The sequence below is a fragment of the Providencia heimbachae ATCC 35613 genome (assembly GCF_001655055.1).
In the GTDB taxonomy this organism is placed as follows: Bacteria; Pseudomonadota; Gammaproteobacteria; order Enterobacterales; family Enterobacteriaceae; genus Providencia; species Providencia heimbachae.
Window position 1 is genome coordinate 1 of record NZ_LXEW01000035.1, and the last position, 14,268, is coordinate 14,268.

The following is a 14,268-nucleotide window of genomic DNA, read 5'->3' on the forward strand; positions in this document are numbered from 1 at the left end:
TCGATTTATATTAAGCGGCTATTTCTTTTAATACGCCACCGAAACGCCGGTAATAAGAGGTAGAGGGTTGGGGGAGTTCCCCAACCGTAGTTTCACATATTTGTGAGACATATTGCGTTGCGGCTTGATCGACACGTTGATAGATATTCGTGCAAAGATGGCGTGCAATTTGGCCTTCCCACTGAGCTGGCAGTAGCTCATCCGGTAGTAGTGGATCTTTTAAAATAACGCGACGATAAAAATGAATTAAAAGTAAACGTAATTGGAAGCATTGTGCAGGTGAAATCTGTTTATCTGTTATATCTTTAAGCAATAAAGCGAGCGGCCTAAATAACAGAATAAATTGGTGATAATGTTCTGCGACTTCCTGCAAAGACCAAGCATTAGAGACCAACTCTTTCAAGTTTTTTTCTGAACGAGCACTCGGATAATCTGCACGAAAATAAATAGCGTGTTCCGCTGCATTTAATTCACTCAAGAGCGAAGGAATATCACTTTGTGCACAGCTAGGTGCTGCCATTAATGAGGTATTGAATTGACCAAAACCAAGCCAGCTAAGCTCTTTCTTTAATCTTAATTTATCTTCTTTATTGGCGGCTTCGAGCAATAATAAATCCCATTTCCCATCCCAGTCAGGTTGTTCACTCTGATAAATTTTACTTTCTGCGTGGCGAAATTGGTTTTGTCCTCGTTCTGATATTCGATAATAACTACGCCGCCCTATTTTTTCGACGTCCAACCAAGACTCTTTTTGTAGGCGAAAAACCGATGTCCGGACAAAGCGATCAGTAAAGCCCATCGGCTCTAATAAATTGGTCAGACTTCCTAGCCAGACTTCGCCGCCTCGATGATGTAAAGCATCGCCATAGAGTGAAATAATCAATGATGTTCCGCTAATCGGTTGGCTTTGTATTGCATGTTGAATGAATTGGCTGAGTTTGGTTTCCATTATTTTTCAATCCATAAAATTTTTTGTATCAAAAGACTAAGCAAATAGTAGACATAATTTCGCCTATTGTCTTGTTTTGTCTCTACAGGAAACACACCTAGCAGTAAATTCACAATAAGGTATATCCATCAAAAATAGAGGATATACCTTATTTTTTTGATTTAAATTGCAATTCTTGTATCAATAACACGCTCTGCTTTACCTTGTGAACGGGGAATATCACCACAATTAACAATGCTAACGCGTGTGCTGATGCCTACCATCGACTTGATGCGATGTTTAAGATGATGACAAATATTACAACGTTCATCATAGTTGAGTAGCTCAGGATTTTTGAGCTCAACACGGACGGATAAATTATCCATGTTACCTCTACGACCAATTTCTAATTGGTAGTGAGGCGAAAGCTCTTTGAATTGCATAATTTGTTCCTCTATTTGAGTAGGGAACACATTAACACCACGAATAATCATCATGTCATCAGAACGACCAGTGATCTTTCCAATGCGTCGCATATTGCGATTTACCCCAGACATTAAATGAGTTAAATCTCTTGTTCTATAGCGAATAACAGGCATAGCCTCTTTTGTTAAGGTAGTGAACACTAACTCACCATGTTCCCCATGTTTGAGTGTTTTAAGTGTTTCAGGGGAAATAATCTCAGGGTAAAAATGGTCTTCCCAGATTGTAGGGCCATTTTCCTCTGAATCGTCACACTCCATGGCGACGCCAGGACCCATCACCTCTGATAACCCGTAGATATCTAATGCTTTGATACCTAATCGTGTTTCAATTTCTTTTCTGAGCGATTCAGTCCAGGGTTCTGCACCAAATACACCTAGTCGAAGTGAGCACTTACTTGCGTCTCCGCCCATAATTTTTTCTAGCTCGTCGATAATGCTCAGACAATATGAAGGGGTGACCATGATGACGTCAGGCTTAAAATCAACAATTAATTGAGCTTGTTTTTCCGTTTGCCCTCCAGACATTGGAATAACCGCTGCACCAAGACGCTCCGCGCCATAATGTGCTCCTAGCCCGCCAGTAAATAACCCATAGCCATAGGCAACATGCACTTTATCTCCTCGAACTGTTCCGGCAGAGCGTAAGCTACGAGCGATTAAATCTGCCCAATTATCAATATCTTGTTGTGTATAACCAACGACGGTTGGGCGACCCGTTGTACCTGATGAGGCATGAATACGAATAATTTGATCCATTGGCACAGCAAAAGTACTGAACGGATAATTTTCGCGTAAGTCTTGTTTTGTGGTGTAAGGGAACTTTTCGATGTCGCTGAGCTGTTTAAAATCATCAGGATGTACACCCGCGTCATCAAATTTTTTACGGTACATAGGCACGTTTTCATATGCGTGAGTGAGTGTCCACTTCATTCGTGTGTATTGCAGTGCCTCGATTTTATCGCGGGAAGCAAATTCAATTGGGTCAATGTTGTCTTGTATTGTGCTCATATTGCCGTCCTCATAGTTATTATAAATACCTGTCCGTTTATTGACGTTTTAGGTATTTGCCTGAGCAGGTGGAGTATTTTCAGGCTTTTTATTTGTTTTAATGTCTAGACTCGTTCAATAATCATGGCTATTCCTTGACCCACACCGATACACATGGTGCATAAGGCATAGCGGCCTTGTTTTCGGTGTAGTTCGTTAATTGCAGCAATGGCAAGTCTTGCACCACTCATTCCAAGTGGATGCCCCAAAGAAATCGCACCACCATTAGGGTTAACTTGTGAAGCATCATCAGGTAAACCTAACCCTCTTAAAACGGCTAATGCTTGAGCTGCGAAGGCTTCGTTTAGCTCAATAACATCCATTTGCTCGATGCTGAGTCCTGCTAATTTCAAGACTTTTTGTGTTGCAGGAAGTGGGCCTATTCCCATTAACCTTGGCTCTACGCCACAAGTCGCCGTTGCGATGATGCGCGCTCTTGGTGTTAAGCCTTGTCTTTGAATAATATTTTTTGATGCGATAATTAATGCGGCCGCGCCATCATTGACACCTGATGCATTACCCGCCGTCACCGTGCCATTTTCACGAAAGGGTGTTTTTAATTTTTGTAATTGTGCTTCGGTTGTTTCAGGGCGCGGATGTTCATCTTCAGAAACCCATATTTCTTGTTTGCGTTGTTTTACCGCAACAGGGATAATTTCTTGTGCCAAAATGCCATTTTTTTTGGCAATTTCAGTGCGTTGTTGGCTGCGTAATGCAAATGCATCTTGATCTTCACGGCTGATATTGTAGGTTTGTGCAACATTCTCTGCGGTTTCAGGCATTGAATCAGTCGAAAATTGCTGTTCCATCAGGGGATTAATAAAGCGCCATCCGATGGTAGTGTCGAAAATTTGGGATTGACGCGAAAATGCAGATTCATGCTTACCCATAACAAAAGGGGCACGGCTCATCGATTCGACACCACCCGCAATCATTAAGCCCGATTCACCCGCTTTGATACTCCTTGCTGCGAGTGCAATTGCATCGAGACCTGAACCACATAACCGATTAATGGTGGTGCCCGATACCGAGACGGGTAAACCCGATAATAAACCCGCCATACGGGCAACATTTCGGTTATCTTCACCCGCTTGGTTTGCGCAACCAAGTATGATGTCATCAGTTAATGACCAATCTAGCTGTGGATACCTATTAATCAAAGCTTTCAGTGGGATAGCTGCAAGATCATCAGGTCGTAAAGAGGAAAGAGCGCCACCATAGCGACCAATAGGTGTACGAATACCATCACAAATAAAAGCATCTATCATGACTCTTCTCCTACTAAACGGTGGCCTAATCGATGAGAACGCCCATGAAAAACAGCCAGCGTTTTTCCATCTTGGTTGATGATTTCAACTTCATATAAGCCATTGCGCTTACCTTGGTGTTTCATTTTTGCGGTTGCACGTAAGGTATCCCCTTCAAAACCTGGGCGAATAAAATCAATGGAACACATTGTTGCAACAGCCGCATATCCTTGACTGTTACATGCATAGGCAAATGCCGTATCTGCAAGGCTAAACAGTTGCCCGCCATGGCAGGTCTTATGCCCGTTTAACATATGAGGTGTGATGGTCATGGTCAGTAAGGCATAGCCGTCATCGACATGTTCAATGCCCATACCCATCGCCTTTGCACATGTATCACTTAGATACATCACGTGGGCTGATTGCTGAGCCAATGTAGTATTGGGGATTGAAATCATGACAACTCCTTGAAAGATAAGGTTTGATAACCCGCTGCAAGTTTTCTTAATAACGGATTAGGGCGATAGCGGTGATCGCCATAAAAATGGGAAAGTTGCTCAAGGGTCGATAAAATATGTTGCCACCCTAGTTGAATTCCCCAAGCCAACGGCCCTTTGGGATAATTCACACCAAAACACATGGCATTATCAACGTCTTGTACACTAGCAACACCTTTATTCACTGCATCTAAAGCTTCGTTACAGAGCATTGCGACTGTTCTCATGGTTAGCAGTGCCGGATAATCAGGTAATACAATCACTTCTTTGCCAAGAGATTGGAAAAAGGCAATAACGTGTTGATTTTGTTGATGGTTATTTTGTTTTGCACAACTTAACGTTATCGCTGTTGCACGACCATAATCAGCCGATAAATCAAATTGCACGACAGGGCGGTTCATTTGTTGCGCAACATCCGAGGATAATTTACCGTTTGTTAACATAACAATAACCTGATTAACGATAAGTGTCGGAAGATTGCGGTCGTCTTGTGTGGGTTCTTCGAGAGGGATCCCATTTTTCAATAAAAGCTGCGCAAACTCAGGTAATAACTGCCAATCGCCTCGAGCTTTAATATCATACGGCTTGCTAAGCGTTATTTTTGGCGCAAATGAAGGAGAACGTTGGGATTTATTTTCATCATAATGATAAAAGCCACGTTTTGATTTACGCCCTAAATGTCCTGCTTGTACAAGTTCCAATTGTATTAGTGAAGTTTGAAAGCGAGGGTCGTAACCAAAGGCCTGAAAAATAGAATTTGTAACAGAATAATTGACATCATGACCAATTAAATCAGTTAGTTGTAATGGCCCCATGGCGAATCCACCTGCATCGCGAATCGCACTATCTAGTGTTTCAGGTGTGGCGATTTGCTCTTCAAGCGCGCGTAATGTTTCTGCATAAAAAGGCCTCGCAACGCGATTGACAATAAATCCAGGTGTTGAGCGGCAGATGACAGGCACTTTATTAAATGATAGCGCTAATGCTTTCAGTGTTTTAATTACGGATTCTGATGTTTCCAAGCCACGAATAATTTCGACTAGCTTCATGACGGGGGCAGGGTTAAAAAAATGGAGTCCCGCAAGGCGTTCAGGATGTTTAAGATGCCTACCGATGGCGGTAATCGATAATGACGAAGTATTGCTGGCAAATAGCGTGTTTTCACCGCAAATATGTTCTAATTCACCGAAAATAGCTTGTTTGATCTCGAGCTTCTCAGCAACCGCCTCGATTACCAGTTGTGCGCTAGATAATTCAGACAAACTATAAGCGATAGCGACACGAGAAATTAATTGTTCTGTTATTTGCGCATCCGCTTTTCCTTGTTGAACACGTTTGCGTAATCGTTCACTCATTGACGCGAGTGAAAGGTTTAACACTTCACTGTTCATATCAAATAATAAAACCTGCAAACCTGCACCGGCAGCAACTTGTGCAATCCCAATCCCCATTGTGCCAGCGCCGATAACAGCGACTGTTTTTATTGATGAATTTAAAGGTAATGTCATGCCTATTTTCCTTTAAATTGAGGCGTGCGTTTATTAAGAAACGCATCAACGCCTTCGCGGTAATCTTGGCTGCGTCCACCTAAACGTTGTAAATCACGCTCAAGATCCAGTTGTTCATCAAGGGTATTGGTTGCTGCGCTGTAGATTGCTTTTTTGATAAGGCCTAGCCCATAAGTCGGCTGGGTAGCGAGATGTTTAGCGAGGGAATCAACGGTTTCAACTAAATCTTCATTTTCAGTAACCTGCCAAATCATTCCCCATTGTAATGCTTGCTCTGCACTGATTTTATCACCCAACAATGCCATTCCCATGGCTCTTGCATGACCGGCTAATTGGGGTAAAAACCAGCTTCCGCCGGAATCGGGAACTAAACCTAAGCGGCAAAATGACTGAATAAAGCTAGCACTTTTAGCCGCTATGACGATATCACCAGCAAGAGCAATAGCAGCGCCAGCACCTGCTGCGACTCCATTTACGGCACAAATAATCGGTTTAGGTAAATGGGTAAGTCTACGGATCAGCGGGTTATAAAACGTCTCCACGGAAAACCCAAGGTCGGGGGCCTTTTCACCCACTGAAACATTACGATCATTGAGATCTTGTCCAGCACAAAACCCTTTTCCAGCGCCGGTAATCACTAGGCAGCGCACGGTATCATCCCGCTCGGCAATTTTAATGGCATCACTCAATTGGCGATGCATTTCATCATTAAAACTATTGAGCCTATCAGGGCGGTTTAGGGTAATGGTGAGTACCCCTTGTTCTATTTTGGTGAGGATCATTGGGTTATTGGGCATTTTTATTGTCCTGTAAACTGTGGATCGCGCTTTTCAAAGAATGCATTGATCCCTTCAAGGCGATCTTCGGTACCTGCAAGAGTGACAAAGTATTGGCGTTCTAATTGCAGCCCTACAGACAAATGCGTTTCTTGAGCATTATTTAATGCAGCTTTGGCTGAGCGAACAGCCAAAGGCGCGTGATTAGCGATACGCAGAGCCAATTTTTGCGCACTTTCAAGTACTAAATCATCAACGTAGATTTCACTGATCAAGCCTACTTGCTGTGCCTTTTTTGCGGTTATTGCTTCTCCGGTCAGCACCATTTGCATCGCAAGGGATTTTCCTACGCTACGAATTAACCGTTGAGTACCACCGGCGCCGGGCATCAAGCCAAGGGTGATTTCAGGTAATCCAAAACGTGCTGATTCACCAGCGACAATAATGTCGCTGGCAAGAAGAAGTTCAAAACCTGCGCCAAGTGCATAGCCATTGACTGCCGTGATAATAGGCTTTGAAATCAGGGAAATGCGACGCCATATTTGTGGGCGTCTGTCGGTAGTGGCGCTGGCAACCGTTTGTTTCTGTAACTCTTTTAGGTCAGCACCTGCGGCAAAAAATCGGGAATTTCCGGTAATGACGATAACGCCAATATCCGTAGCGTTATCTGCCTGTTCAAGGTGCTCGGCAAGCAACTCCAGAAAATCAGTACTCAGAGCGTTGCGAATTTCAGGTCGATTTAGCGTAAGAGTGAGTACGCGGTTTTCTTGGTGAGATAAAATCCAATTGGTATCCATAATCGCTCCTATACATCAAAGTCGAGAACGACATCGTCGGTTTTTGGCCATGATTGGCAGCTAAGAATAAATCCATTTGCGATTTGGTCCGGTTCTAAGCTGTAATTGACACCCATCTCGACTTCACCAGAGCGCAATTTACATTTGCAGGTTGCGCAAACACCACCTTTGCAGGCGTATGGCAGATCGGCGCCTTGGCGTAATGCTGCATCAAGAATGCTGTCATCTTGGCTATCCATACTGATATTCATTGTGCGACCATCGAGGTGGATACTCACTTGGCGGTCTTGTGTTGTGATGGTATTCGTAGGTTTAAATTTTGTACCAGAGGTGTTGAAACGTTCAGTATGGACATGCTCTTGTGGCATACCCGATTTAATCAGTGCTAATTGAACATCATCCATCATGGCTTCAGGACCACAAACAAATGCACGGTCAAATCGACTAAAATTTAATAACGTTTGGCCTAACGCACTGAGCTGTTTTTCATCGATTCGACCACTGAGTAACTGGCTATCTTGCTGTTCTTGGCTAAACAAATAGAGCACCTGAAAGCGCTCAGTAAAGCGATTTTTGAGATCGGCGATACTCTCTTTAAACATTACTGTACGGCTATTTCGATTGCCATAAATTAAAGTAAAGCGGCTTTTAGGCTCAGTTTGCAGTGTTGATTTAATAATCGAAAGTAACGGAGTGATCCCCGAACCTGCGGCAACCGCAAGGTAGTGTGCTCGGTTATTGAGGTTTGGTTGATAGCCGAATTGCCCTTGAGGGATCATCACATCAAGGCTATCGCCAACACGCAGGTCTTGATTAATAAAGTTTGAGAAACGGCCTTCATAAATCGCTTTTACACCAATTTTTAGCATGTCTTCATCGGGAGAACTGCAAATAGAGTAACAGCGACGCAGGTTTTCCCCCTTTATAGCCGCTTTTAAGGTGAGATGCTGTCCTGGACGATAGCGATAATGTTCTCGTAAATCATCAGGAATACAAAAAGTTACCGCAACAGCATCTGGGGTGTCGCGCTCAATTGCAGCAATACTTAAACGATGGAATACGGTCATAATCGTGGCCTTAAATACATTTAAAGTAATCAAAAGGTTCTAAACATTCTGTACATCGATATAACGCCTTGCAGGCGGTTGAACCAAACTCACTAATTTTTTCTGTTTTTTCACTTTCACAGCGTGGACATTGGATGGAACCCGTATGTTCAGGATGTTCGCAAGATGTCCCCTGTGGTGGGGCAATACCAAATTCACGTAAACGCCGTTTCGCATCTTGATTCATCCAGTCAGTTGTCCATGCAGGTGTGAGCATGATTTCAATATCAATGTGTTGAAAGCCAGCTTTACCAAGCACCAGTTTGATCTCGTTAATCAGAAACTCAGTGGCGGGGCAACCTGAATAGGTAGGTGTAAAAATAACTTTCCAGCCTTGATCCGCAGGAACAACATTGCGGATCATCCCAAGATCAGTAATGGAGAGCGCAGGGAGTTCAGGATCTGGAATTTGGTGTAGTTGTTGCCAGATCTGGTGAATTTGAGGGGCTTGTAATTCACTTGGTTCCAGTCTCTGTTTCATTACATCACCATTGACAATTTGGATAAGCGCGTTGCACAAATTGCAACTGTGTTAAAAGTAATCCTAAATGTTCCGTATGCCTGCCTTGCTTTCCACCTAAACGATAAGCCTCTTTTTCAGGCAAAATAAGCGTGGCTTCTGCTAATGTTTCACTCACTGTACTCAACCATGTTTGTTTTAATGTTCGAGGGTCGACAGCCATTTTTGCTTCACAGAGTGCCATTTCAATTTCATCCGCGTGGAATAACTCCCCCGTGAATCGCCATAAATCATCAATAGATTGTTGGATTTTTTGATGACTTTCTTCGTTGCCATCCCCCAATCTGATCATCCAATTCCGGCTAAAACGCAGGTGATATAAGGTTTCTTTTAAGGATTTTTCTGCAATAGCAGAAAGTTGTTCATCGCGGCTATGGATAAGGGCTTCGTATAGTGGGACATGATAGGCATCCATAAAAAATTGACGCACTAAGGTGTCATTGAAACCCCCGTTTGGTTGCTCGACTAATAATAAATTACTAAATGCTCTTTCATCGCGCTGAAAGGCGAGTTGGTCTTCATCACATTCCGGTTCCGCTAATTGAGCGGCATAGTTCAGAAAGTTTCGTGCTTGCCCCAGCAAATCTAAACCAATATTTGAAAGAGCAAGATCAATTTCGATTTCAGGGGCGTGCCCGCACCATTCACATAAGCGCTGGGCTAAAATCAGTGGGCTATCGCCGAGTCTGAGGGCGTAATGGTGAAGTTGTTGCTGTTGGTCCATCACAAGCTCCTTACATATTTTTTATGCCATCAGGAATGGTATAAAATGTGGGGTGGCGATAAATTTTTGTATCCGCAGGATCAAAGAAAGTGCTTTTATCTTCGGGTTGTGAAGCAATTAAACTTGCCGCTTTTACCACCCAAACAGAGCAACCTTCGCTTCGACGAGTGTAAACATCCCGTGCATTTTCGAGCGCCATTTGGTCATCTGCGGCATGCAGACTGCCTACATGGCGGTGGGCAAGGCCCTGCTTGCTGCGAACAAAAACTTCATACAGTGGCCAATCTTGATTGCTCATTTTTTTTCCTTTTTTCATTGTCTTGCAACGTTAGGCGGCGGATTTCATTGCTTTTTGTTTATGGCTATGTGCCATTGCGCCTTCGCGAACCCAAGCTCCGTCTTCCCAACCTTTACGTTTAGCCGCTAAACGTTCCGTGTTGCAAATGCCATTACCTTTGATGACTTGGTAGAATTCTGCCCAATCAATTTCACCAAAACGATAGTGACCAATGGTTTCATCCCAGATTAAATCAGCGTCAGGGATCGACATGCCCAACGCTTCAACTTGGGGAACGGTGTTATCCACAAATTTTTGACGAAGTTCGTCATTACTGAATCTTTTTATTTTCCACGCCATGCTCTGTGCACTGTGGGGCGAATCGGCATCATTGGGTCCAAACATCATTAATACTGGCCACCAAAAACGATTAATTGCGTCTTGTAACATGGCTTTTTGTTCATTTGTTCCTGCGGCTAAAGCCATAACAGCCTCATAGCCTTGGCGCTGGTGGAAACTTTCTTCTTTGCAGATTTTCACCATAGCTCGTGCATAAGGGCCGTAAGAAGCTCGGCACAGCGCAACTTGGTTAACAATTGCTGCGCCATCCACTAGCCAACCAATGACCCCAATATCAGCCCAACTTAAAGAGGGATAATTGAAAATAGAGGAGTACTTCATTTTCTCGTCTAACAATTTTTGATAGATATCTTGGCGTGTACAACCCAGCGTTTCGGCAGCGCTGTAGAGGTACAAACCGTGACCAGCCTCATCTTGAATTTTCGCCAGTAAAATTGCTTTTCGCCTTAGTGTTGGGGCACGCGTCAGCCAATTTGCTTCTGGTAGCATACCGATAATTTCAGAATGGGCGTGTTGCCCAATTTGCCGGATTAGATTTTTCCGGTATGCATCGGGCATCCAGTCTTTTGGTTCGATAAAAATATCTGCTTCGATTTTGGCCTCGAAGTTTGCCTGATTATGCTCATTCATTACGTCACCTAAAAATGATTCAAAAAAAACACAATAAATTAAAATACGAATCACGATTATTTAACATCAATGCTAGGAATAGTTAACAAAAAGATCAATGGTACTTAAGTCTATTTTGAGACTGACTTCACGGTAATTTTATATATATCTTTATTTAACAGTGAGTTGAATTATCTATTTGTTGTGTGTTCTTATTGGGCATCAAGGGCTTACTGCCTATTTGTTTTAAATTTGTTAAATTTAAATTAGCCACTATAGTTGTTTTTATGATACATATTTCAATGTTAATTTTATTTATTTTTTTTGTTTCTGGAGAGAAGAATGAAGCATTTAGCAAGTTACATTATGGGAAGTTGGGTTAATGGTGCTGGCGAAGGGCGAAAAATTTATCATGCGCTCACGAATGAAATTCTGTATGACGTCACTACGGAAGGGCTACCTTTAGCAGAAAGTTTACAATACGGTAGAACGACGGGAGGAGACCCTTTATCAGCACTGACATTTCAGCAGCGTGGGCAAATGCTAAAAGCCGTAGCGAAATATTTGCTTGCTCATAAGGCTGAACTTTATGCTATTTCTGCTCAAACAGGGGCAACTAAAGCGGATAGTTGGGTCGATATTGAAGGCGGAATCGCGACCCTGTTTTCCTATTCAGGGTTGGCAAACCGAGAGTTGCCCGATGACACCATTTGGCCTGAAGATGAAATGATCCCATTATCAAAACAAGGGCAGTTTATTGGCCGCCATATTTTATCTTCGCGTCGGGGAGTTGCTTTACATATCAACGCCTTTAATTTTCCATGTTGGGGTATGCTCGAAAAGCTTGCTCCTACTTGGCTAGCGGGGATGCCTGCAATTATTAAACCTGCCACTGCATCGGCACAAGTAACACAAGCAATGGTGAAATTAATTGTCGAAAGTGGTTTAGTTCCGGAAGGCGCTATCCAGTTAATTTGTGGTGGTGTAGGGGACATGTTTGAGCATCTTGATTTTGAAGATGTCGTGACTTTTACGGGCTCGGCATCAACGGGGCAAAAATTAAAGTCACATCCAAGAATCGTTGAAAAATCGGTGCCTTTTACGATGGAGGCGGATTCGCTTAACTGTGCGATTTTAGGTGTTGATGTTCAGCCTGAACAGCCTGAATTTTCTCTCTTTATTAAAGAAATTGTACGTGAAATGATGGCGAAAGCAGGGCAAAAATGTACGGCAATTCGTCGTATTATTGTGCCAAAAAGTCAGTTAAGAAATGTCCAACAAGCGTTACTTAAGCGTTTATCATCCGTCATTGTGGGCGACCCTGCGGTTGAAGGTGTACGGATGGGAGCACTAATTAATTTAGAGCAGCGGCAAGATGTTCAAAGTAAAGTCGATTACTTACGAGAGAACGGTTGTGAACTCCTTTGCGGTGGCGTGATTAACCAGCAAAATATTATGGGTGGCGACAGTCAAAATGGCGCTTTTTATCCACCAACATTACTTTATTGCGCAGAGCCATTTACGCAACATGCAGTACATGAAACGGAAGCCTTTGGCCCAGTAGCAACATTGATGTGTTATGACAATATCGAACAGGCGGTACAACTTGCAGCGTTAGGTGGGGGAAGTTTAGCTGGTACTTTGGTGACAGCAGATGCTCAGGTTGCACAATCAGTCATTAGAGCCACGGCAAGAGTACATGGTAGAATGCTGATCCTTAACGAAGATTCTTCAGCAGAATCAACAGGTCATGGTTCTCCGCTACCTTTACTCGTTCATGGTGGGCCAGGAAGGGCAGGCGGAGGTGAAGAGCTGGGTGGCTTACGTGCAGTGAAGCACTATATGCAACGAACGGCGATCCAAGGCAGCCCATCTATGCTGACTGCCATTACAAAGCAATGGATACGCGGTGCGGATACCATTGCGGACGTGGTTCATCCCTTCCGTAAACATTTCGAAGATTTGGTCATTGGCGATACCTTATTAACGGCAAGGCGAACGGTGACTGAGGCTGATATCGTCAATTTTGCTTGTTTAAGTGGGGACCATTTTTACGTGCATGTCGATAAACTGGGTGCGGCACAATCCCTTTTTGGTGAGCGAATAGCACACGGCTATTTTGTGGTGTCGGCCGCCGCAGGGCTATTTGTCGATGCAGGAGTTGGCCCCGTTATTGCTAATTATGGAATGGAAAACCTGCGGTTTATCGAACCGGTAAAAATTGGGGACACCATACAAGTTCGCCTAACATGCAAGAAAAAGATAAAAAAAGCACAGAAAATTGCAGAAGATACCCCTAATGGCGTTGTGGAGTGGGACGTTCAGGTTTTCAATCAAGATGATACCGTTGTTGCGTTATACAGTATTTTGACATTAGTGGAACGCCGTGAAGGGGATTTTTAATCCTAACTCGTTTAGCGGCTATTTTATTGTCTTGCTGATATAAATAGGTGTCTTTTTAATCATTTTCTGTTTTGATGGATAAATAACGTAATTAGCGCAGAGGAAGCAGTGATGAAAACACACCACCAAGCGGTTTATCAGCAATTCGATGAGCAAGCCAACTCGTATTTAACTAGCCAAGTGCATGCGCAAGGTGAAGATTTACTTGCCTTGCAGCATTCATTGCAAGGAAGTCATGACGCAAGCGTACTCGATCTTGGTTGTGGCGCTGGGCATGCTAGTTTTCATGCCGCTCCGTTAGTTAGCTCAGTTATCGCTTATGATTTATCAGATGCTATGTTAGATGTGGTAGAGAAAACGGCTGCGGATCGCAATCTTAAAAATATCTCTACCTGTAAGGGAACAGCGGAATCATTGCCGTTTGGTGACAGTGTCTTTGATATCGTCATTAGCCGTTATTCGGCGCATCATTGGCACGATGTTGAACTTGCATTACGAGAGGTTCGCCGCGTATTAAAGCCTGGTGGTCGAGGCATTTTTATTGATGTAGTATCACCCGGGCATCCCGTATTGGATATCTATCTGCAAACGGTTGAAGTGCTGCGAGATACTTCGCATATTCGTGATTATTCTGCCGGGGAATGGTCGGGGATGTTTAATAATGCGGGGTTGTTTGTTAGTGGCATAAAAAGTTTTCGGTTAGCGTTGGAGTTTAGCAGTTGGGTTGAGCGGATGAGAACACCACAACCTTTGGTTGATGCGATTCGTCAATATCAAGGGACATTAAGCCACGAAGCAAAAAATTATTTTGCGGTACAAGATGATGGCTCATTCACTTCAGATGTGATGTTGTTTGAATTCCAGCGCCTTTAACGATGTTATTTGGAATAACATTTGTATCTATTCAAAATAATTCAAGGTGTAGCTAGGCGACTCGTACGAATGAACGTAGTCAACAATGCTACAACTTGAAGTATGAAGAGG

14 protein-coding genes are annotated in these 14,268 nt (G+C 43.3%); 2 read left to right on the forward strand and 12 right to left on the reverse strand.

What is annotated here, in order from left to right; all coding sequences use genetic code 11:
• Positions 1-10 precede the first annotated feature (10 nt).
• The 12 genes from paaX to paaA form a co-directional block, all read right to left on the reverse strand.
• Positions 11-949 carry a phenylacetic acid degradation operon negative regulatory protein PaaX gene (gene paaX, locus M998_RS11730; protein ID WP_068438758.1) on the reverse strand — a complete coding sequence of 313 codons (939 nt, stop codon included), beginning with the start codon at positions 947-949 and terminating at the stop codon, positions 11-13.
• Positions 950-1,110: 161 nt separating this feature from the next.
• Positions 1,111-2,421, reverse strand: coding sequence for a phenylacetate--CoA ligase PaaK (gene paaK, locus M998_RS11735; protein WP_068909015.1), 1,311 nt, complete (start codon positions 2,419-2,421; stop codon positions 1,111-1,113).
• Between the two features lie 104 nt (positions 2,422-2,525).
• Positions 2,526-3,728, reverse strand: coding sequence for a 3-oxoadipyl-CoA thiolase (gene pcaF / locus M998_RS11740; protein WP_068909017.1), 1,203 nt, complete (start codon positions 3,726-3,728; stop codon positions 2,526-2,528).
• Positions 3,725-4,165: a hydroxyphenylacetyl-CoA thioesterase PaaI gene (gene paaI / locus M998_RS11745; protein ID WP_068909019.1), complete on the reverse strand. Its 441-nt coding sequence runs from the start codon at positions 4,163-4,165 to the stop codon at positions 3,725-3,727. Before paaI ends, pcaF begins: the two co-directional genes overlap by 4 nt.
• Positions 4,162-5,712 carry a 3-hydroxyacyl-CoA dehydrogenase gene (locus M998_RS11750; protein WP_068909021.1) on the reverse strand — a complete coding sequence of 517 codons (1,551 nt, stop codon included), beginning with the start codon at positions 5,710-5,712 and terminating at the stop codon, positions 4,162-4,164. Before M998_RS11750 ends, paaI begins: the two co-directional genes overlap by 4 nt.
• 2 nt (positions 5,713-5,714) lie before the next feature.
• Positions 5,715-6,509 carry a 2-(1,2-epoxy-1,2-dihydrophenyl)acetyl-CoA isomerase PaaG gene (paaG, locus tag M998_RS11755; RefSeq protein ID WP_068909023.1) on the reverse strand — a complete coding sequence of 265 codons (795 nt, stop codon included), beginning with the start codon at positions 6,507-6,509 and terminating at the stop codon, positions 5,715-5,717.
• A 2-nt stretch (positions 6,510-6,511) separates the two neighbouring features.
• Entirely contained in the window at positions 6,512-7,285 is a 774-nt protein-coding gene (gene paaF, locus M998_RS11760) for a 2,3-dehydroadipyl-CoA hydratase PaaF (protein WP_068438747.1), read from the reverse strand.
• A gap of 8 nt (positions 7,286-7,293) precedes the next feature.
• Positions 7,294-8,352 carry a 1,2-phenylacetyl-CoA epoxidase subunit PaaE gene (paaE, locus tag M998_RS11765; protein WP_068438744.1) on the reverse strand — a complete coding sequence of 353 codons (1,059 nt, stop codon included), beginning with the start codon at positions 8,350-8,352 and terminating at the stop codon, positions 7,294-7,296.
• A 10-nt stretch (positions 8,353-8,362) separates the two neighbouring features.
• The gene (paaD, locus tag M998_RS11770) at positions 8,363-8,872 is read right to left on the reverse strand and encodes a 1,2-phenylacetyl-CoA epoxidase subunit PaaD (RefSeq protein WP_068909024.1); all 510 of its coding nucleotides are present in this window, start codon (positions 8,870-8,872) and stop codon (positions 8,363-8,365) included.
• A 4-nt stretch (positions 8,873-8,876) separates the two neighbouring features.
• A complete protein-coding gene (paaC, locus tag M998_RS11775) occupies positions 8,877-9,635 on the reverse strand; it encodes a 1,2-phenylacetyl-CoA epoxidase subunit PaaC (protein WP_068909027.1) in 759 nt (252 codons plus the stop codon).
• 10 nt (positions 9,636-9,645) lie between these two features.
• A complete protein-coding gene (gene paaB, locus M998_RS11780; protein WP_068438738.1) occupies positions 9,646-9,933 on the reverse strand; it encodes a 1,2-phenylacetyl-CoA epoxidase subunit PaaB in 288 nt (95 codons plus the stop codon).
• Positions 9,934-9,963: 30 nt separating this feature from the next.
• Positions 9,964-10,902, reverse strand: a complete 939-nt coding sequence (gene paaA, locus M998_RS11785) for a 1,2-phenylacetyl-CoA epoxidase subunit PaaA (RefSeq protein ID WP_068909028.1) — start codon at positions 10,900-10,902, stop codon at positions 9,964-9,966.
• Between the two features lie 321 nt (positions 10,903-11,223).
• Between paaA and paaZ the strand changes: the two genes are divergently transcribed.
• Complete coding sequence (gene paaZ, locus M998_RS11790) at positions 11,224-13,284, forward strand: phenylacetic acid degradation bifunctional protein PaaZ (protein ID WP_068909030.1); 2,061 nt, start codon at positions 11,224-11,226, stop codon at positions 13,282-13,284.
• 111 nt (positions 13,285-13,395) lie between these two features.
• A complete protein-coding gene (locus M998_RS11795; RefSeq protein WP_068909032.1) occupies positions 13,396-14,157 on the forward strand; it encodes a class I SAM-dependent methyltransferase in 762 nt (253 codons plus the stop codon).
• The last annotated feature ends 111 nt before the right edge of the window (positions 14,158-14,268 follow it).